The organism is Streptomyces sp. NPDC006602 (assembly GCF_042870385.1).
Lineage (GTDB): Bacteria > Actinomycetota > Actinomycetes > Streptomycetales > Streptomycetaceae > Streptomyces.
On record NZ_JBIAHG010000001.1, the window covers coordinates 738315 to 757926 of the forward strand.

The 19612-nt window shown below is 70.4% G+C and carries 20 protein-coding genes and 1 riboswitch; of the genes, 10 read left to right on the top strand and 10 right to left on the bottom strand.

Translation table 11 applies throughout. The features are described 5' to 3' along the window. Positions 1-134 precede the first annotated feature (134 nt). From ACFYO2_RS03390 to ACFYO2_RS03400, 3 genes are all read left to right on the top strand, one after another. Positions 135-947: a hypothetical protein gene (locus tag ACFYO2_RS03390; RefSeq protein WP_388343333.1), complete on the top strand. Its 813-nt coding sequence runs from the start codon at positions 135-137 to the stop codon at positions 945-947. Positions 948-1043: 96 nt separating this feature from the next. Continuing rightward, entirely contained in the window at positions 1044-2054 is a 1011-nt protein-coding gene (locus ACFYO2_RS03395; RefSeq protein ID WP_388343335.1) for an LLM class F420-dependent oxidoreductase, read from the top strand. 52 nt (positions 2055-2106) lie between these two features. Beyond that, complete coding sequence (locus ACFYO2_RS03400) at positions 2107-2400, top strand: hypothetical protein (protein ID WP_030040281.1); 294 nt, start codon at positions 2107-2109, stop codon at positions 2398-2400. Between the two features lie 12 nt (positions 2401-2412). On the opposite strand, the gene ACFYO2_RS03405 is transcribed toward ACFYO2_RS03400, so the two are convergent. Genes ACFYO2_RS03405 through ACFYO2_RS03415 form a run of 3 tightly spaced genes read right to left on the bottom strand, consistent with a single transcriptional unit; the run spans position 2413 to position 5716 of the window. Beyond that, positions 2413-3483, bottom strand: a complete 1071-nt coding sequence (locus ACFYO2_RS03405; protein WP_388343338.1) for a prenyltransferase/squalene oxidase repeat-containing protein — start codon at positions 3481-3483, stop codon at positions 2413-2415. Beyond that, entirely contained in the window at positions 3480-4307 is an 828-nt protein-coding gene (locus ACFYO2_RS03410; RefSeq protein ID WP_388343340.1) for a methyltransferase domain-containing protein, read from the bottom strand. The genes ACFYO2_RS03405 and ACFYO2_RS03410 overlap by 4 nt, the downstream gene beginning before the upstream one ends. Further along, positions 4301-5716, bottom strand: coding sequence for a glycosyltransferase family 4 protein (locus ACFYO2_RS03415; protein WP_388343343.1), 1416 nt, complete (start codon positions 5714-5716; stop codon positions 4301-4303). The genes ACFYO2_RS03410 and ACFYO2_RS03415 overlap by 7 nt, the downstream gene beginning before the upstream one ends. A 209-nt stretch (positions 5717-5925) precedes the next feature. On the opposite strand from ACFYO2_RS03415, the gene ACFYO2_RS03420 reads away from it, so the two are divergent. Then, positions 5926-6582 (top strand): TetR family transcriptional regulator, encoded by a 657-nt coding sequence (locus tag ACFYO2_RS03420; protein ID WP_388343346.1) that lies wholly within the window; start codon positions 5926-5928, stop codon positions 6580-6582. Between the two features lie 20 nt (positions 6583-6602). Further along, positions 6603-6779, bottom strand: a riboswitch (TPP riboswitch). Between the two features lie 114 nt (positions 6780-6893). On the opposite strand, the gene ACFYO2_RS03425 is transcribed toward ACFYO2_RS03420, so the two are convergent. Next, positions 6894-7133, bottom strand: coding sequence for a ferredoxin (locus tag ACFYO2_RS03425; protein ID WP_388343348.1), 240 nt, complete (start codon positions 7131-7133; stop codon positions 6894-6896). Positions 7134-7170: 37 nt separating this feature from the next. After that, positions 7171-8628 (bottom strand): aldehyde dehydrogenase, encoded by a 1458-nt coding sequence (locus ACFYO2_RS03430; RefSeq protein WP_388343350.1) that lies wholly within the window; start codon positions 8626-8628, stop codon positions 7171-7173. A gap of 192 nt (positions 8629-8820) precedes the next feature. Here ACFYO2_RS03430 and ACFYO2_RS03435 point away from each other — a divergent pair, with 192 nt between their 5' ends. The 3 genes from ACFYO2_RS03435 to ACFYO2_RS03445 are packed head-to-tail and all read left to right on the top strand — an operon-like array spanning position 8821 to position 11106. Next, entirely contained in the window at positions 8821-9846 is a 1026-nt protein-coding gene (locus ACFYO2_RS03435) for an MBL fold metallo-hydrolase (RefSeq protein WP_388343352.1), read from the top strand. Between the two features lie 42 nt (positions 9847-9888). After that, complete coding sequence (locus tag ACFYO2_RS03440) at positions 9889-10368, top strand: nuclear transport factor 2 family protein (RefSeq protein WP_388343355.1); 480 nt, start codon at positions 9889-9891, stop codon at positions 10366-10368. A gap of 24 nt (positions 10369-10392) precedes the next feature. Then, the gene (locus ACFYO2_RS03445; protein ID WP_388343357.1) at positions 10393-11106 is read left to right on the top strand and encodes a hypothetical protein; all 714 of its coding nucleotides are present in this window, start codon (positions 10393-10395) and stop codon (positions 11104-11106) included. Here the strand turns inward: ACFYO2_RS03445 and ACFYO2_RS03450 are convergent. Then, positions 11103-11765: a phosphotransferase gene (locus ACFYO2_RS03450; protein WP_388343359.1), complete on the bottom strand. Its 663-nt coding sequence runs from the start codon at positions 11763-11765 to the stop codon at positions 11103-11105. The two genes, ACFYO2_RS03445 and ACFYO2_RS03450, sit on opposite strands and share 4 nt — an antisense overlap. 159 nt (positions 11766-11924) lie before the next feature. Then, positions 11925-13094 carry a steroid 3-ketoacyl-CoA thiolase gene (locus ACFYO2_RS03455; RefSeq protein ID WP_388343361.1) on the bottom strand — a complete coding sequence of 390 codons (1170 nt, stop codon included), beginning with the start codon at positions 13092-13094 and terminating at the stop codon, positions 11925-11927. Between the two features lie 251 nt (positions 13095-13345). On the opposite strand from ACFYO2_RS03455, the gene ACFYO2_RS03460 reads away from it, so the two are divergent. Then, positions 13346-14581: a cytochrome P450 gene (locus ACFYO2_RS03460; RefSeq protein ID WP_388343363.1), complete on the top strand. Its 1236-nt coding sequence runs from the start codon at positions 13346-13348 to the stop codon at positions 14579-14581. 56 nt (positions 14582-14637) lie between these two features. On the opposite strand, the gene ACFYO2_RS03465 is transcribed toward ACFYO2_RS03460, so the two are convergent. After that, on the bottom strand, positions 14638-16788 hold the full coding sequence (locus ACFYO2_RS03465; protein WP_388343365.1) for a bifunctional glycosyltransferase 87/phosphatase PAP2 family protein: 2151 nt from the start codon (positions 16786-16788) through the stop codon (positions 14638-14640). Between the two features lie 485 nt (positions 16789-17273). Between ACFYO2_RS03465 and ACFYO2_RS03470 the strand changes: the two genes are divergently transcribed. After that, positions 17274-17945: an O-methyltransferase gene (locus ACFYO2_RS03470; protein ID WP_388343367.1), complete on the top strand. Its 672-nt coding sequence runs from the start codon at positions 17274-17276 to the stop codon at positions 17943-17945. Positions 17946-17985: 40 nt separating this feature from the next. Here the strand turns inward: ACFYO2_RS03470 and ACFYO2_RS03475 are convergent, their stop codons facing one another. Then, positions 17986-18378, bottom strand: a complete 393-nt coding sequence (locus ACFYO2_RS03475) for an FHA domain-containing protein (protein WP_388343370.1) — start codon at positions 18376-18378, stop codon at positions 17986-17988. A 79-nt stretch (positions 18379-18457) separates the two neighbouring features. On the opposite strand from ACFYO2_RS03475, the gene ACFYO2_RS03480 reads away from it, so the two are divergent. Continuing rightward, entirely contained in the window at positions 18458-18868 is a 411-nt protein-coding gene (locus ACFYO2_RS03480) for a DUF1992 domain-containing protein (protein WP_388343372.1), read from the top strand. 66 nt (positions 18869-18934) lie between these two features. On the opposite strand, the gene ACFYO2_RS03485 is transcribed toward ACFYO2_RS03480, so the two are convergent. After that, positions 18935-19612, bottom strand: a complete 678-nt coding sequence (locus ACFYO2_RS03485) for a hypothetical protein (RefSeq protein ID WP_388343374.1) — start codon at positions 19610-19612, stop codon at positions 18935-18937.

Genomic DNA, 19612 nt, shown 5'->3' on the forward strand with positions numbered 1-19612 from the left:
CACCCTGTTCGAGCGGACGATAGTGTCGTCCCTACGATGAGGGGCCACCCCCGCGCTTCACACCAGGGCCTGACGGCGACATGGTGACAGCGACGCCTCTACCGACGACGAGACGACCTACGAAGGACCCTGAAGTGAATATCCGCTCCCTCACTCGAGGCGACGGCGTGGTGATCGGAGCAGCGGTGTTGCTGTTCATCGCGTCGTTCCTCGACACGTACTCCAGCGAAAGCGGTGGCGGCGACATCCCCAACGCCTGGGAAAACCTCGGCCTGGTGATGAGCCTGTACATCGGTGGCATCGTCGGGGCGGCCCTGATCGTCGTCGCCCGCGCGCTTCCGCAGCCGCGCAAGGTCGTCGGTCTCGACCTGGGGCAGCTGGGTGTCGCACTGGCGATCTTCGCCGCGTGGACCTCGTTCTGGACGATCATCGATCCGCTGGGCGCGTTCAGCGACAGTTTCGACGGAGCGGACATCGGCGCCGGTGTCGGTCTCATCCTCGGCCTGATCGGTGCGCTGCTGCTGGCCGGTGGCGCCGTCGCCACCCCCCTGGTCCCCGCCCTCCAGGCCGCCCTCATCCCGGCCCCCAAGCCGGCCGCCCCCCAGCCCTACGGCGCCCAGCCCCAGGGCGGTTACGGCTACCCCGGCGCCCAGCAGCCGCCGTACGGCGGTCAGCCGCAGCCGGGCCAGGCCTTCGGCGCGCAGCCGCAGCCCCAGCCTCAGCAGGCGCAGCCCCAGCCGTCGGCTCCGGAGTTCTCGCCGTTCTGGTTCGCCGTGCCGGTGCCGCGGCCGCTGTTCGGGGAGGACGGCTCGCCGACGCCGATCGCCGAACTCGCGCCCGGTACCTGGTACCTGGCGGTGGAGCAGCGCGGCGGTGCGCTGGTCGCGCAGACGCAGGACGGCCGTCGTGGCGTGCTGCAGGACACGTCGGGGATCCAGCGCGGCTGATTCCCGCTCTTCGACGTACGGCCTCTCGCCCCTTCCGGGCGGGGGGCCGTTGTCGTACAGTCGCCCCCTCGGCTGACGACTCGTCAGGAGGCAGGTATGCGGCTCGGGCTCGCCCTCGGATACTGGGGCCGCGGCCCCGACCCGGATCATGTCCCGCTCGCGCAGGAGGCGGAGCGGCTCGGCTACGACTCCGTGTGGACGGCCGAGTCGTGGGGCTCGGACGTGTTCACCCCGCTCACCTGGATCGCCGCGCAGACCTCCCGGATCAGACTCGGCACGGCGGTGGCCCAGATGGCGGCCCGCTCCCCCACCACGACCGCCATGCACGCCCTCACCCTGGACCACCTCTCCGGTGGCCGCATGATGCTCGGGCTCGGGCTGTCCGGCCCGCAGGTCGTCGAGGGCTGGTACGGCCGCCCGTTCCCGAAGTCGCCGCTGACCGCGACCCGCGAGTACGTCGACGTCGTACGCCAGGTCCTCAGGCGACAGGCGCCGGTCGAGCTGGACGGCCGCTTCCACTCCCACCCCTACCGGGGCGCCGACGGCACCGGTCTCGGCAAGGCGCTCAAGCCCATCACCCACCCGCTCCGCTCCCGACTGCCCGTCCTGCTGGGCGCCGAGGGGCCGAAGAACGTGGCGCAGACCATCCGGATCGCGGACGGCTGGCTGCCGCTGTACTGGTCTCCGAGCCGGCCCGAGGTGTACGGGGAGGCGGTGGGCGAACTGCCCGACGGCTTCCTCGTCGCGCCCATGGCACAGGTGAAGGTCTGTGACGACGTGGCCCAAGGCCTCCTCCCCGTCAAGGCGATGCTCGGCTTCTACATCGGCGGCATGGGACACGCGGCCCGCAACTTCCACGCCGAGCTGATGGCACGCATGGGGTACGAGGAGCAGGCCCGACGGATCCAGGAACTGTTCCTGGCCGGCCGCCGGGAGGAGGCCGTGCTCGCCGTGCCGGACGCGTTCGCCGACGAGATCTCCCTCGTCGGACCGCGCGAACGCATCGCGGAACGGCTGGAGTTGTGGCGCAAGGGCCCGGTGACGGACCTGCTGGCGCTGGCACCGGACCGGCACACGCTGCGGGTACTGGCCGAACTCAACACCTGACCGGCTGCGCATGTTGAGGTTTCACCGACGATTGAGCGGCAACCCGATGGGCATGTCCCCTCGATATCGCAACGGTGCCAATCAGGCCGGCACGATCATCGCAGTCGTCGCCGACGTCATGGCCCTCATCCTGGGCCTGTGGATCCTGATGTACCTGCTGGACGCGAACCGCGCGAACGACTTCGTGCAGTTCATCCATGACGTCGCCCGCTGGCTCGCCGGCTGGTCCCACGACCTGTTCACCTTCGACGAAGCCTGGGCCAGGGTGGTCGCGGGCTACGGCCTCGCAGCGGTCGTCTACCTCTTCGTCGGCCACGCCATCGCCAACCGCGTACACCGGCACTGACCCGGCCTGAACTCAGTCGCAGCAGTCCGCGTCGAGGCCCCTCGGCAGGCGGTCGCCGGCGAATACCGTGCAGGTCGCCTCGTGGCCGCCTAGGGCGGAGACCGCGAGGAGGAGGGAGCCGGCCGTCCAGGTGGTCAGTTCCCGTGGCCAGACGGCCTTGTCCTTGAAGACGTAACCCGTCCAGTACAGGCCGGACTCCGCGTCCCGCAGGTGCTGTATCGACTGGAGGATCTCCAGCGCGCGGTCGGACTCGCCCATCACCCAGAGTGTGAGGGCGAGTTCGGCCGACTCGCCGCCCGTGACCCACGGGTTGGGCACGACGCAGCGCACCCCGAGGCCGGGCACGACGAAGCGCTCCCAGTCCGCCTCCAGACGGGACTTGGCCTCCGCGCCGGTGAGCGCGCCGCCCAGCACCGGGTAGTACCAGTCCATCGAGTAGCGGTCCTTGTCGAGGAACCGCTCCGGATGGCGGCGGATCGCGTGCCGCAGCGCCCCCACCGCCAACTCCCAGTCCGGCTGCGGCTCTTCGCGCTGCTCGGCGATCGCGAGCGCGCAGCGCAGCGCGTGGTGGATCGAGGAGGAGCCGGTCAGCAGCGCGTCCGCGGTCTGCGTGCCGTCGTCCTCACGCTTCCAGCCGATCTGCCCGCCCGGCTGCTGCAGTTGGAGGACGAACTCCATCGCCGCGTAGACCGTCGGCCACATGCTGTCGAGGAACGTGTCGTCGCCGGTGGAGAGGTAGTGGTGCCAGACGCCGACGGCTATGTAGGCGACGAAGTTCGTCTCCCGGCCCTTGTCGGGGACGTCGTCGAAGGCCCCGTCGGCGTACGCCGCGTACCAGGAGCCGTCCTCGTTCTGGTGTCGCGCCAGCCACCTGTACGCCCGCTCGGCGGCCTCGTGCTCGCCCGCCGCGTCCAGGGCCATCGCGGCTTCGACATGGTCCCAGGGGTCCAGGTGGTGTCCGCGGAACCACGGGATCGCCCCGTCCTCCCGCTGCACGGCGAGGATGCCGGCGACGGTCGCGGCGGCCTCCTCGGCGGTGAGGACCCCGGGCAGGACGAGGTGTTCTGTCCGGGAGGTGGTCACTTGGTGGCCGCCTCGGCTTCGGTCTTGACGCCGGTCTCGGCTTCGCGTGCTGCTGCGGTCCCTGCCTCGGTCCCTGCCCCGATCCCTGCTTCGGGCTCGGAGAGACGTGGCAGGTGCGGCTTCGTCGCGTACGCCACGAAGCTCTTGCCGATCAGCGGGTTCAGCGCCTGCTCGGCGACCCGGGTCGCGAGCGGCTTCTTCATGATGTCCCAGACCAGCAGCTTGTGGTACGCCCGCACCGGCAGCGCCTTGTCGTTGTCGACGCCGAACGCGCACTTCAGCCACCAGTACGGCGAGTGCAGCGCGTGGGCGTGGTGGGTGCCGTACGGCTTCAGACCGGCCTCGCGGATCCTCGCCAGCAACTCGTCCGCGCGGTAGATGCGGATGTGCCCGCCCTCGACCTCGTGGTAGGCCTCGGACAGCGTCCAGCAGACCTTCTCGGGGCCGTAGCGCGGCACGGTGATCGCGATCCGGCCGCCGGGCTTCAACACCCGTACCATCTCGGCGAGTACGCCCTTGTCGTCCGGGATGTGTTCCATCACCTCGGAGATGATGACGACGTCGAAGGACTCGTCGGGGAAGGGCAGCGCCAGGGCGTCGCCCTCCATCGCCGTCGCGGTGGCGCCCTCCGGGGCCTCCCCCGCCTCCTTCATCGCCGCGAACCACTTGGCGACCTCGCGGATTTCCTCGGCGTTCTGGTCGAGTGCCACGACCCGGGCGCCCCGGCGATAGCACTCGAACGCGTGCCGGCCGGCACCGCAGCCGAGGTCCAGGACACGGTCGCCCGGGGCGAGCGGGAACCGGGAGAAGTCGACGGTCAGCACGTGGCCCTGCTTTCGCGATCGGATTCGACGTCGGCAACTTCTGGGGCCGCGGAGCGGCCGGGAGGCGTGGTCGTGGAGCGGATCCGAGCGGCGGCTTCACCGGCGGCGGGTGCGGCCAGGGCCTCTCGGTAGCGGGCCACCGTGCCCTCGGCGGCTCGGGCCCAGGTGAAGCGGGCCAGTACGCGCTCGCGGCCGGCCGCGCCGAGCCGGGCGCGCAGTTCCGGGTCGGACAGGAGACGGCTCAGGCCGGCCGCCAACGCCCCGGAGTCTCCTGGATGTACGGCGAGGCAGGTCTCTCCGTCCCGGCCGGCGACCTCGGGGATCGCGCCGCCGGTCGTGGCCAGCAGCGGCGTTCCGGTGGCCATCGCTTCTGCGGCCGGGAGGGAGAAGCCCTCGTACAGCGACGGCACGCACGCGACCTCCGCCGAGCGCACCAGGTCGACGAGTTCGGCGTCCGAGATGCCCTTGACGAAGTCGACGGCGCCTTCGAGGCCGTACCGCTCGACGGCCCGGGCGACGGGCCCTTCCTCGGGCCGCTTGCCGACGACGACGAGGTGGGCGTCCGGGCGCTCGGTGCGTACCTTCGCCAGCGCCTCGACGAGGAAGACCAGGCCCTTGAGCGGCACGTCGGCGCTGGACGTCGTCACGATCCGGCCCGGCACGACGGGCACCGAGGGGTCCGGCGAGAACAGGTCCGTGTCGGCGCCGATGTGGACGACATGGATGCGGTCGTCGCGTACCCCGAGTTGGTCGACTATCTCCCGGCGGGACGTGCCGGAGACGGTGAGGACGGACGGCAGACGGCGCGCCACTCGCTTCTGCATGCGCGTGAAGCCGTACCAGCGCCGTACGGAGAACCTGCGCCGCAGGCCCTGTGCCGCGTCCAGCTCCAACTGGCGGTCCACGGTGATGGGGTGGTGGATCGTGGTGATCAGCGGGGCGCCGACGTCGCCCACCAGGCCGTAGCCGAGCGTCTGGTTGTCGTGGACGACGTCGAACTCGCCGCGCCGGGCGCGCAGATGGCGGCGGGCGCGGAGGGAGAAGGTGAGCGGCTCGGGAAAGCCACCGGTCCACATCGTCGCGACTTCGAGGGCGTCGACCCAGTCGCGGTACTCACCGAGCTTCGGGGTGCGGAAGGGGTCGGGGTGGCGGTAGAGATCGAGGCTGGGCAACTCGGTGAGGCTCAGCCTGTCGTCGTGGCCCTCGTCGAGGACGGGGTAGGGCTGGGAGCCGATGACCTCGACGGTGTGGCCGAGGCGGGCCAGTTCGCGGGAGAGGTGCCGTACGTAGACGCCCTGACCCCCGCAGAACGGGTTCCCTTTGTAGGTGAGGAGTGCGATGCGGAGCGGTCGCTCGCCGTCAGCGGCCGGTCCCTCGGAGGACCCTGCCTGACTGGCCTCAGCGGTCACTCTGGGCCCCCTTCTGCCTGCACTGTCCCGCGAGATTACGCCGGGACGCTAATCTAGAACAAGTTTCAGACTTGATCGTTCAAGAGGCTCTGAATCTACCGGCAGGTAGGGGCACCGTGAGCAGTGGATCAGGTGATTCACGCCACGACCGGCGCTCCTGCCATGCTGTGCGATCACTTGCCTTCACCGACTGTCACGGAGCGGGACCCATGCCTGCGGAAGCCAAGGTGAACCAGATGGCCCAGGTGGATGCCAGTACCCCGCGGTCCGACTCGCCGCCGCTCACCGAACGGCAGGAGGCGCGCCGTCGGCGCATCCTGCACGCGAGCGCGCAACTGGCCAGCCGGGGCGGTTTCGACGCGGTCCAGATGCGGGAGGTCGCGGAGTCCTCGCAGGTGGCGCTCGGCACGCTCTACCGCTACTTCCCCTCGAAGATCCATCTGCTGGTCGCCACGATGCAGGACCAGTTGGAGCACATGCACGGCACACTGCGCAAGAAGCCGCCGACGGGCGAGACGGCGGCGGAGCGGGTGGCGGAGACGTTGATGCGGGCCTTCAGGGCGCTGCAGCGGGAGCCGCATCTGGCGGACGCGATGGTCCGCGCGCTGACGTTCGCGGACCGCAGTGTGAGTCCCGAGGTCGACCAGGTGTCCCGACAGACCACGGTGATCGTCCTGGACGCGATGGGGCTGGAAAATCCGACGCCGGAACAGCTGTCCGCGGTCCGTGTCATCGAGCACACCTGGCACTCGGCCCTGATCACCTGGCTGTCGGGCCGTGCCTCGATCGCCCAGGTGAAGATCGACATCGAGACGGTGTGCCGCCTGATCGACCTGACGGACCCGGAGCGCGAGAGCCGGGCCTAGACAGGCCCCAGGCACGCGAAGAACCTACGAGACGGGTTCCCTTCGCCGGTATTACCCGGATCAGGTGCTGGGGGTCGCCTTCCGGCCCGACCACTGCCTTCCGGCCTCTCAGCCCGACCGTCGACGTCGGCCACTGGCGGATGCCGAAGCGTCTCGCCAAAGTCGGCTACTCCGGTCGAACTCCCTCACTCGTCCCGTAGGCCACTTCCCAGAATAGAACATTCACGCAGGGACAAAACCCCCTGAACCATGATTTTTTTAGCGCGGTCGGCGACTCTCGTACGCGGCCACTGTTCCTCCGTACGCGGCCGCTATTCCTCCGGAGGGAACACCGGCTCCCCGCTCCCCAGCAGCGAGATCATGATCGCCTCGACCGGGCAGCCCTCCGCCGCCGCGAGGATCTTCTCGTTGGCGTCGGTCTCGGGGTCGACGGGGTGGGACTGGCGGCCCGTGTCGAGGCGGAAGCCGTCCGGGGCGTGGTGGACGCACTGCGCCGAGCCGATGCACAGGGAGCGGTCGACCTCGATCTGCCAGCGGTCGCCCGCCCCCATGCTCGAATTCACTCGCGCGGGAGGTATCCCCACCCTCTCAGCCCTCCCAGCCCGCCGGCAGGTGGATCATCTTGTGTTCCAGGTACTCGCCGTAGCCCTCCGGGCCGAACTCCCGCCCCAGTCCGGAGTTCTTGTAGCCGCCGAAGGGGCCGAGCATGTCGAGGCTGAAGGTGTTGACCGAGTAGGTGCCGGTACGGACCTGGCGGGCGATCTCGATGCCGTGCCCGACGTCGGCCGTCCACACGCTGCCGCTCAGCCCGTAGTCGGAGTCGTTGGCGATCTTCAGCGCCTCGGACTCGTCGCCGTACGGGAGGAGGCAGACGACCGGGCCGAAGATCTCCTCTCGGGCGATGCGCATGGAGTTGTCGACGTCGCCGAAGAGGGTCGGTTCGACGTACCAGCCGCGGTCCTGGCCGGGCGGGCGTCCGCCGCCGGTGAGGATCTTCGCGCCCTCCTCCTGGCCGATGCGGATGTAGTCGAGGTTGCGCTGCTGCTGCCGCCTCGCCACCAGCGGGCCCACCTGGGTCGCCGGGTCCAGCGGGTCGCCGACCACCAGTGCGCCGGCCGCCGCCGCGAAGGCCTCGGCGAACTCGTCGTAGCGCGCACGCGGCAGCAGGACGCGGGTCTGGGCCACGCACGCCTGCCCGTTGTTCATCCAGGCCGCCGGGACGATTCCCGCCACCGCCGTCTCCACGTCCGCGTCCGGCAGCACCACCGCCGCCGACTTGCCGCCCAGCTCCAGTGTCACGCGGGTGAGATTGCGCGCTGCCACCTCCATCACGCGCTTGCCGGCCGCCACCGAGCCGGTGAAGGAGACCTTGTCCACGCCGGGGTGTCCGACCAGGTACTCACTGACCTCGCGGTCCGCCGGCAGGATGGACAGGACGCCCTCCGGCAGTCCGGCCTCGCGCGCGATGTCGGCGAGGATGTACGCGTCGAGAGGCGACTCCGGCGACGGCTTCAGCACCACCGTGCAGCCGGTGAGCAGCGCGGGTGCGAGCTTGGCGGCGGCCACGAACTGCGGGACGTTCCAGGGGACCACGGCCGCGACGACCCCGACCGGCTCGCGCCGCACGAGGATCCTGCCGAGCACTCCGTCGCGCGTCTCCTCGTACGTGAAGTTCCGCGCGACCGTGATCGCCGCGTCCCACACCATCATCGCGCCGAGTGCCTGCGCGAGGACGCTCCAGGAGTACGGCGACCCGTTCTCGGACGAGATCACGCGGGCGATCTCCTCGTGCCGTACGGCGATCGCGTCCTTGATCCGACCGACCACCTCGATCCGCTCGTCCAGGCTCGTCCGCGGCCAGGGCCCCTCGTCGAAGGCCTTCCGCGCCGCGGCGACCGCCCGGTCCACGTCGGCCGCCGAGGCGTGCGGCACGCGTCCGATGACCTCCTCGGTGTGCGGCGAGATGACCTCGATGACGTCCTTGCCCAGGGGGTCGGTCAACTCCCCGCCGATGAACAGCTGTCCGTGTTCCACGAGCTCGGTCATGGCGACTGCCTCCCCGGAGCGACTGCGTCTGACGGTTCATCAGATACGGCCACTGATACCAGTTCCACCGGGAGGAGTCCACGGGCGGGACGCCGGAGGTCGTCGGGCGGGGCATCGGACGAGATGGTCGACCCGGGCTCCCATCGAAACGCGTTCTAGTTATAGTGACCGGAACGCGGCGATTGGGGAACCATGACGCAGGTGTACGACCACGGCGGCGGCGTCCGATCCCTCCAGGTCCCCATCCCGGACAACCCCCTCGGCCACACCCTCGTGTACGTCGTCGACACCGACCGCGGACCGGTGCTGATCGACACCGGCTGGGACGACCCGGCCTCCTGGGACACCCTCGCCGAGGGACTGACGGCGTGCGGCACCTCGCCGGACGCCATCCACGGTGTCGTGATCACCCATCACCACCCCGACCACCACGGCCTGTCCGGCCGGGTGCGGGAGGCGTCCGGCGCCTGGATCGCGATGCACGAGGCGGACGGCGCGATCGTGCGGCGGGCCCGCTCGACGCGCCCCGAACGCTGGCTCGCCTACATGACCGCCAAACTCGAAGCCGCCGGCGCTCCCGAGGAGCACGTGGCGCCGATGCGCACCGCCCGCCCCCGCTCCGTCCCCGGCCTGACCCCCGCCCTGCCCGACCGCGAGATCGTCCCCGGCGAACTCCTCACCCTCCCCGGCCGCCGGCTGCGCGCGATCTGGACGCCGGGGCACACCCCCGGCCACGTCTGCCTGCACCTGGAGGAGGACCATCCGGCCCAACTCCCGGGCTACGGCCGCCTGTTCTCCGGCGACCACCTGCTCCCCGAGATCACCCCGCACATCGGCCTGTACGAGGACCCGGACGACGCCACCGTCACCGATCCGCTCGGCGACTACCTCGACTCCCTGGAACGCGTCGGCCGCCTCGCCCCCGCCGAGGTCCTCCCGGCCCACCAGCACGCGTTCACCGACGCGGCTTCCCGCGTACGCGAGTTGCTCACCCACCACGAGGACCGCCTCACCGGCCTGCTGACCCTCCTGACCGAACCCCTCACGCCCTGGCAGCTCGCCGAACGCATGGAGTGGAACCGCCCCTGGGCCGACATCCCCTACGGCTCACGCAACATCGCCGTCTCGGAGGCCGAGGCCCATCTGCGGCGGCTGGTGAAACTGGGGCGGGCGGAGGCGGTGACGGGGAGCGAGCCGGTGACGTACATGGCCGTGTAAAACGGTCGCGCCGCCTGCCTCACCACTGATACCAACGGCCCCATGGACCCCTTGGACGCCTTGGACCCCATCGACCGCCTCCTCGCCGAGCGCGCCTGCGAGCGCCTGGTCATCGACTTCGCCCGCCGACTCGACCTCGGCGAACCGGGCTCCGTCGCCGAGCTGTTCACCGAGGACGGCAGCTGGGAGTGGCCGGCCGGCGGCCGCCTGATCAACGGCCGGGAGGCACTGCGCCAGTACTTCGGCTCCCGGCCCGCCGACCGCCTCTCCCGCCGCCTGATGTCCAACATCCTGGTGACGGTGACCTCCCCGGACACGGCGACGGCGACCTCGTACTTCTCGACGTACCGCATCGACGGCCACGACGGCGGCACGGATCCGGTCCCGTCCGGCCCGCCGGTCCAGGTCGGCCACTACGAGGATTCCTTCCACCGCCGCCCCGACGGCACGTGGCTGCTCTCCGCCCGAGCCCTTCACCTCCCCTTCGGCAGCCCCACCCCGCGCATGCGTTCGATAATCTGAGCCGTCCATGAAATGGGGGGACTTGTGAGAAGAACGTTCACCGTGGTGACGGCTGCGCTGGCTTGCGTGGCGGCCGGGGGCGCCGTGGCCGGCTGCTCGGGGAGTTCCGCCGCCAAGGAGCCGTCCGCCGAGCAGTTGCTCGACGACGCGAACGACACGATGAAGGCGCTCAAGTCGGTGACCGTGGACGGCAGGACCACCACCGTGGCCACCGGAGAAGGCTTCTCCAGCCGTCTGACGACCGACCTCAAGGGCACCTGCACATCCAGTCGGACCTGGACCAACGGTGCCCGCCTCGAACAGATCCGGATCGGCGACGCGGACTACGTCCGACCGAATCGCACCTACCTGGAGCGGGCGGGCAAGGACGTGGCCGACAAGGGGGAACAGGAGCGCTGGGTCAAATCCCCCGCCAAGGAGACGGCGTTGGAAACGGAGGAGGCCGGACTCTCCAACTGCACCCGGCCGTTCTCCTCCTTCGGCAAAGCGACGAAGGGCGAACCGACCGAGGTCGAGGGCAGGCCGGCGATCGCGCTGGTGGTGACCGACGAGGCGGACAAGGGCGGCACGTACACGTTCTACGTCGCCACCAAGGGCAAGCCGTATCTCCTCAAGGTCGTCTACAAGGGCACCGAGTATCACAGCACCACCGCGTTCAGCGCCTTCGACGAACCCCTGGGTGTGCGACCTCCGGCCGACAAGGACGTGCTGGACGCGACCGGCCTGTCCGGCGACTAGGACGCGACCGAGCGAATCAACTCCTCTGCCTCGCCCAGGAGTTCGAGCTCCTGTGGGCTCATCGTCCGGTTGGCCGCGCGTCGCCTCCGGGCCTGCGCCAGGCCGGCCTCGGTGAGGGGGGACGGGTCGGCGAGCAGGGCGGTGAGCATCGTGCGGGCGGGGACGGCGAGCGGTTCGTCGGACACGGCGACCTGGGCGAGGATCATCGCGGAGACGCCCCAGTCCAGGCCCGGGTCGCCCTCCTCCGCGTCGGTCCAGTCGATGACCCGGGGGCCGTCCGCGGTGAGGATGACGTTGTCCGGATGGAGGTCGAGGTGGAGGACCCGGGCGGCCGGCGAGTGCCGGGCGGGAACGGTGTGCAACTGCCGTAGGAGACGGGCGAGGACGTCCCCCGCCTCGCCCGCGTCGACCTGCCCGGCGCCGAACGCCTCCAGCATCGTCGGCCCGTAGAGCCGCTCCATCACCAGCTCGGTGCGTGAGGAGCCGGCCGTGCGGACCCGCGGCACCGGATAGCCGTGGCCGCGCACGAACTCCATCACCGCGCCCTCGGCCGTCGCGTCCCCGCGCCCCTCCCTGCTGCGGCGCACCACCCACGCCTCGTCGATCTCGTACACGTCGTTGGCCCGCCCGGAGCCGAGCAGTCTCCCCGTCGGATGCATGCGCCGAACATACCTCCGCCGCACAGGCGGCCTCAGGGTGTAGCAGTGCGCGAGCACCGGACGTTTGCCCCCGCCCGTGTTCCCACCGCTCGTTCTCAGGGATGTACTTCTTGGAGCTACGCCACCAAAAACGCTCATGGACCTTCGTCAACTGGCCGACTACAACCGCTGGATGATCGTCCCGGTGGCCAAGCCACCACCGGCACACATGGTGATGAGCGCGAACTCCTTGTCCACGCGCTCCAGCTCATGCAGCGCGGTCGTGACGAGCCGGGCCCCGGTCGCCCCGACGGGGTGCCCGAGTGCGATCGCGCCGCCGTTGACGTTGACCTTCTCCAGGTCCTGCTCGAAGACCTGGGACCAGCTCAACACCACTGACGCGAACGCCTCGTTGATCTCGACGAGGTCGATGTCCTTCAGGGACATGCCGGCCTTGCCCAGCACGGCCCGCGTCGCGTCGATCGGCCCGTCCAGGTGGAAGTGCGGGTCGGCACCCACCAGGGCCTGGGCGACGATGCGCGCCCGGGGCCGCAGCTTCAGCGCCCGCGCCATCCGCTTCGACGCCCACATGATCGCGGCCGAACCGTCGCTGATCTGCGACGAGTTGCCCGCCGTGTGCACGGCCGTCGGCATGATCGGCTTCAGGCCTGCCAGCGCCTCCATCGATGTGTCGCGCAGTCCCTCGTCCCGGTCGACCAGCCGCCACATGCCCTGCCCGGACCGCTGCTCGTCCTCGGTCGTCGGCACCTGCACGGCGAACGTCTCCCGCTTGAACCGCTCCTCGGACCACGCCACCGCGGCCCGTTCCTGCGAGATCAGGCCCAGCGAGTCGACGTTCTCGCGCGTGAGATCACGATGGCGGGCGATCCGCTCCGCCGCCTCGAACTGGTTCGGCAGGTCCACGTTCCACTCGTCGGGGAACGGTTTTCCCGGCCCGTGCTTCGACCCGGACCCCAGTGGCACCCTGGACATCGACTCGACGCCGCACGAGATCCCGACGTCGATGACCCCCGCCGCGATCATGTTGGCCACCATGTGCGAGGCCTGCTGCGAGGACCCGCACTGCGCGTCGACCGTCGTCGCCGCCGTCTCGTACGGCAGCCCGACCGCGAGCCAGGCCGTGCGCGCGGGGTTCATGGACTGTTCGCCGGCGTGGGTGACCGTACCGCCGACGATCTGTTCGACGCAGTCGGCGGGGATGCCGGTGCGGCCGAGGAGTTCACGGTAGGTCTCGCCCAGGAGGTAGGCGGGGTGCAGGTTGGCGAGCGCTCCGCCGCGCCTGCCGATGGGGGTGCGTACGGCCTCGACGATCACGGGTTCCGCGGCCATGGGGAGTTCCTCTCCTCCGATACCCGCGCGGCGCAGGGGCGTCCCGGCCCGGCCCGCCACGCGGAACTAGTACGTGTTCTAGTTCCACCTGCAGTCTGCTGACCGGTCGCCCACCACCGCAAGGGGCGTGCAGTCAATTCGGGGTGCCGTGCCCCTTGCTACTTCTAGAACCCGTTACTACGTTCACGGCGACCTCATTCCTGATGGGCCGTCAGAAGCGGCGCGGTCCAAACCCTCAGCCGGAGTCGCCCATGCCCTGTCCAGCTCTCCCCGACGGGTTCGACTTCACCGACCCCGATCTGCTGCAACACCGCGTCCCCCTCCCGGAGTTCGCCGAGCTGCGCCGGGCCGAACCGGTTCACTGGGTCCCCCAGACCTCGAACCTCGCCGGCTTCCAGGACGAGGGGTACTGGGCCGTCACCCGGCACGCGGACGTCAAGTACGTCTCCACGCACCCGGAGCTCTTCTCCTCCTACCTCAACACGGCGATCATCCGCTTCAATGAGCACATCGAGCGCGACGCGATCGACGCCCAGCGGCTGATCCTGCTCAACATGGACCCGCCCGAGCACACGAGGGTCCGCCAGATCGTGCAGCGAGTTTTCACGCCGAGGGCCATCCGCGCACTGGAGGACAACCTGCGCACCCGCGCTCTCGCGATCGCGGCGAACGCACGCGCCCGCACCGGGTCCTTCGACTTCGTCACCGAAGTTGCCTGCGAACTGCCCCTCCAGGCGATAGCCGAGCTCATCGGCATCCCGCAGGACGACCGGGCCAAGATCTTCGACTGGTCGAACAAGATGATCTCGTACGACGATCCCGAGTACGCGATCACCGAGGAGGTCGGCGCCGAGTCGGCCACCGAGCTCATCGCCTACGCGATGAACATGGCCGCCGACCGCAAGCAGTGCCCGGCCAAGGACATCGTGACGACACTGGTTTCCGCCGAGGACGAGGGCAACCTCAACTCGGACGAGTTCGGCTTCTTCGTGCTGATGCTGGCCGTCGCGGGCAACGAGACCACCCGCAACGCCATCACCCACGGCATGCACGCCTTCCTCACGCACCCCGAGCAGTGGGAGCTGTACAAGGCGGAGCGTCCGGCGACCGCCGCCGAGGAGATCGTCCGCTGGGCCACCCCGGTCAACTCCTTCCAGCGCACCGCCACCCAGGACACCGAACTCGGCGGCAAGCAGATCAGGAAGGGCGACCGCGTCGGCCTCTTCTACGCCTCCGCCAACCACGACCCCGACGTCTTCGAGAACCCGGACGCCTTCGACATCACCCGCGACCCGAACCCCCACCTCGGCTTCGGCGGCGGAGGCCCGCACTACTGCCTCGGCAAGTCCCTGGCCGTCCTCGAGATCAACCTCATCTTCAACGCGATCGCCGACGCCATGCCGACCCTGAAACCGGTCGGCGACCCACGCCGGCTGCGCTCCGCATGGATCAACGGTGTGAAGGAACTCCAGGTCAGCACGGGCTGACCGGCGACACTCGGGCCGACGGCTTCCCGGCGCCGTCGGCCCGTCCCCGCGCCGGTTCAGCTCGGAGCCGGGCCCTCAGCCCCTTCACCCACACGGGTTCGGCTCGGCGCCGGGCCCTCAGCCCCTTCACCCACGCCGGTTCGGCGGGGAGCCGGGTCGTCCTTCAGGTCCTTCACTCGCGCCGGCTCGCCGCTGACGGCGGTGGTCGTCGTCAACCGCGCCCGCGGCCCCTGGAAGAGATACGCCAGCCCGAACCCCCCGACCACGACCACCGCACCGCCCGCCGCGTCCAGCACCCAGTGGTTGCCGGTCACCACGATCGCCGTGACCGTGAAGAGCGGGTGCAGCAGGCCCAGGGCCTTCATCCACCATCTCGGCGCGATGATCGCGATGGCGAGCCCGCACCACAGGGACCAGCCGAAGTGGAGGGACGGCATCGCCGCGTACTGGTTGGTGAGGGCGGTCAGCGTCCCGTAGTCCGGCTTGGAGAAGTCCTGGACGCCGTGCACGGTGTCGATGATGCCGAGGCCCGGCATCAGGCGCGGCGGGGCGAGCGGGTAGAGCCAGAAGCCGACGAGGGCGAGCAGGGTGGCGAAGCCGAGGGAGGAGCGGGCCCAGCGGTAGTCGACGGGGCGGCGCCAGTACAGGACGGCGAGGACGCTCAGCGGGACGACGAAGTGGAACGACTCGTAATAGAAGTCGAAGAAGTTGCGGATCCAGTCGACCCTGACGACCGCGTGGTTGGCCCAGTGCTCGATGTCGATGTGGAGCCAGCGCTCCATGTCGTGAATCTGGTGGCCGTGCTCCTCGGCCCGCGCCCGGCCGGCCGAGTTGGAGCCACCGGTCGCCGCGAGTCTGACCCGCTGGTAGGCGGCGTACGTGACGCGGATCAGCAGCAGTTCCAGCAGGAGGTTCGGGCGGCTGAGGACCCGGCGCAGGAAGGGCAGGAGCGGGACTTTTTTGAAGCGTGCCGGGACGGGCTCGGCGTAGTGCGTCGGGATCGGTGACCGGTAGTGCGGCGAGGTGCGCGACAGGAACGGGATGACGGTGGCCGCGGCCACGGCCGCGAGCAGCACCACGTTGTCGCGCAGGGCGAACAGCGCCGACATGTTCGGCAGCATCATCTTCGCGGGCAGCGTCATCACCAGGACGACGGCGACCGGCCACACGTACCGGTCGGAGGCCCGCTCGCCGACCCGGCCGACGACCGCGAGCAGCACCCACAGCAGCTGGTGCTGCCAGGTGGTCGGCGAGACGGCGATCGCGGCGCAGCCGGTGATCGCGACGGCGAGCAGGAGCTGTCCGTCGCGGGCGTAGCGCACGGCCCGGCGCACGCCGAGGGCGGCGACCGCCACGCCCAGCAGCAGGAACAGGGTGATCTCCAGCGGGCCGGACAGGCCCAGGCGGAGCAGGAACCCGTGCAGGGACTGGTTGGCGAGGTCGTCGGCCTTGCCGCCGAGACCGACGCCGGCCATGTGGTGCACCCAGTAGGTGTACGAGTCGTGCGGCATCGCCGCCCAGGCGAGCGCCGTGCATCCGGCGAACGTCACGCCGCCGGCCAGCGCGGCCTGGCGGCGGCCGGTGAACCACAGAAGCGGGGCGAACAGCAGGACCGTGGGCTGCAGGGCGGCCGCGAAGCCGATGAGCAGGCCGCTGGCGCGCTGGCCGCGTACGGCGAAGCAGCCGAGCAGCACCAGCAGGACCGGGACGATGCTGGTCTGGCCGAGCCAGAGGGTGTTGCGCACCGGCAGTGACAGCATGAGCAGGCTGATGGCGACCGGCGCGGCGAGCAGCGAGGTGCGGCGGCTGACCGGCTGGGGCAGGGCGCGGGCGGCGACCAGGCCGAGCGCGACGACCAGCAGCAGCGTGCCGAAGGTCCAGCCCCAGCCGAGGGCCTGCTCGGCGGCTCTGGTGAGGGGCTTCATGACCAGTCCGCCGAAAGGGGTACCGGTGAAGCGCGTCGAGTCGTACAGCGAGCCCTTCACATGCAGGACGCCGTCGGGACCGACCCAGGTCTCCAGATCCGTCAGCCGCTCCCCCCGGGGTGTACTGAGGACGACGGCCACCTGTCGTACGGCGAGGACCGCGGCGACCAGCCACAGGCCGAGCCGGGCCACGCGCAGCCGTGCCTGGGCAGCCGTAGCCGTGCCGGCGGCTGTCGCTCCGAAAGCTTCCGCCGGTCGCCCACTGTGCTCCGCATTCGCCACGCCTCGTCGGCCTCCCGCCCGTTGGTCCCACGCGTCCCGTGCGTCGGATCGCTCAGCGAACCCTATGGGGGCTCGCATCGCCCCCGGAGAGAGACGCGGGCAACCCCTGCTCCACCTGACGTCCACTCTCCTTTTGTCCGGATGACGATAGTGCGCGGGAGGCACACTTTCCTCCGCAGGACGCAAGAAGGATCACAGCGCGACCTCCGAACATCCGCTCCGGGGCCGGGGTACGGGCCTGTCCACACGGCATTCATGTGCCGGCCGCGGCCGCGATCGGCGGCGTGGCCGTGTGGTTCATGGCGGAGTCGGCCGGACGGCCGCTGCCGGGCTCGGCGCCTTCGATGGAGCGACGCCGGCCCGCCTGTGGGCCGATCGGCTGAAACCCGCCCGTATGAAGTCCCTGACAGTGAACCGACGCGCGACTATATTCGTTAGCACATCTAGTTAGCAGTTCTAACGAGCCCTATGAAAGGCACAGGTGCATGAGCGAGTCGCAGCGCTGGGACGACGTCGACGACTACTTCACCACCCACCTCGCGCGGAACGACGAGGCTCTGGAAGCGGCCCTGCGCGACAGCGAGGCGGCCGGGCTGCCGCCGGTCAACGTCACGGCACCCCAGGGCAAGTTCCTCCAGCTCCTCGCCGAGATCCAGGGCGCCCGCACCATCCTCGAGATCGGCACCCTCGGCGGCTACAGCACCATCTGGCTGGCCCGCGCGCTGCCTGCCGACGGCCGCCTGATCTCCCTGGAGTACAGCCCCCGGCACGCCGAGATCGCCACCCGCAACATCGCCCGCGCGGGCCTCGACAAGCTGGTCGAGGTGCGGGTGGGCGCGGCCCTGGACTCGCTGCCCCAGCTGGCCGACGAGAACCCGGCCCCCTTCGACCTGGTCTTCATCGACGCCGACAAGAGCAACAACCCGCACTACGTGGAGTGGGCGCTCAGGCTGACCAGCGCGGGCAGCCTGATCGTCGTCGACAACGTGGTGCGGGACGGCCGGGTCGCCGATGCCCACAGCACCGCCCCGGACGTCCAGGGCACCCGGACCGCCATCGAGCTGATCGGAAAGCACCCGCGGCTCAGCGGTACGGCGATCCAGACGGTGGGCGGCAAGGGCTACGACGGATTCGCGCTGGCCCGCGTCCTCGCCTGAACCCTGCCCCTCACACCTCTGGCCCTCACACCTCTGTCCCTCACACCTCGTGGTAGAAGCCGATGTTGACGCTGCGAGGGGCGGTGCGGTCCTGGACGACGATCTCGCCGCTGCCGCCCCTGGGCAGCGGCACGGTCCCGCCGTAGGCGAGCGGCTGCGCGTACTCGCCGACCGTGAGGCGGACCTCGGAGGACGGGTCGGGCTGCGAGCCCTGCAGCCAGGTCAGGTGCCAGGTGCCGTCGGGGCCGCAGAGGAACTCCAGGTGGACCCGGGAGACGAACAGCCAGTCGTCGGGGGTCGCCAGACGGCACACGGACTTGTCCCGGCCCACCCGCAGCACGGCGCCCGGCTCGCTGGGCGATTCGGCCATGAGCATGCCGGCCGTGGCACCCTCCTCCGCCGGGGAGACGGCGGCCATGGTGAGTTCGAGCACGTGCGCTCCTCCTGAAGTTCCTTACACAGCCGCCGCATGATAGATCGCCCGACCCGGGCCCGTCCGGCAGAATGGGCTCATGACCGAGCGAAAACCACCCGGAGTTCCGTTCGAGTCCTGGGTCGACAAACAGATCCGCGATGCCGAGCGCCGCGGCGAGTTCGCCCAACTCCCGGGCGCGGGCAAGCCGTTGCCGGAGGGCACCGACACGTCGTACGACGAACTGTGGTGGATCAGACAGAAGATGGCCCGCGAGGGCCTCGCCGTGCTGCCACCGACGCTCGCGCTGCGCAAGGAAGCCGAGGACGCCCTCGCGGCGGCGTATGCGGCACCTTCGGAGCGGATCGTCCGGAAGATCATCACGGACGTCAACGTCAAGATCAGCGACATGATGTTCAAACCGCCGCCCGGTCCCCCGCTGGGCATGAAGCCGTACGACGTCGAGGACGTCGTACGGCAGTGGCGGGAGCGCCGGGCGGCTCAGGCATGAAGGACCTGGAGGGACTGAAGCGTCCGCAGGGACCCGAAGGTCCCGCGGCCTGACGGCCTGACGGCCTCAGATACGCAGCAGGCGTTCCGCCAGTTCGCGGTAGTCCCGCAGGGCCAGACGCAGTTGTTCGGTGTCGGTGGACGTCGTGGGCTTCCCCTCGGTGCCGCTGTCGGTGGACTGCCAGGAGTTGCGCAGGGTACGGCGCCGCTGCGTGACCGCGTCGGTGAAGCGGGCGGCGGCCTCCTCCAGCACGTGGTCGGCCTCCTCGACGGCCGACTTCGGCCCGTCCACGAACCCGGCGACCGCCTGCTGCAGACGCAGGGAGAGCTTGTCGCTCTCGTCCTGCGGGAGGAGGTGGCTGCCGTGGCCGCTCCGGCTCTGCTCTGAACCGTGGCTGCCGTGGCTCTGCTCGGAGCCGGTGACCAGCGGTGCCGAGTCGGAGGAGGTTCCGGAGGGACCGTGGCCGGCGGGGGTGCCCGCCGGGGCGGGGGTACGTGGGGTGCCCGCCGCGCCCGGGACGCTGTCACGGCCCGCGGCGGTCTCGCCGCCGAGCCCGCCGGCTCCGGAAGCGCCGCCCGGCGCCTCCTCGCGCCCCCGGCCGGTGTCCGCCGGCACGTTGCCCGGTACCTTCTCGCCGGTCACCGGGTCGCGGCTGGGTGCCGCCGCCGGAACCGTCGACCGCCCCCTGGGCATTCCGTCGCGCGGGGCGCCCTCGGCGCCCGGGCCGCTCGTCGCATCCGTCAT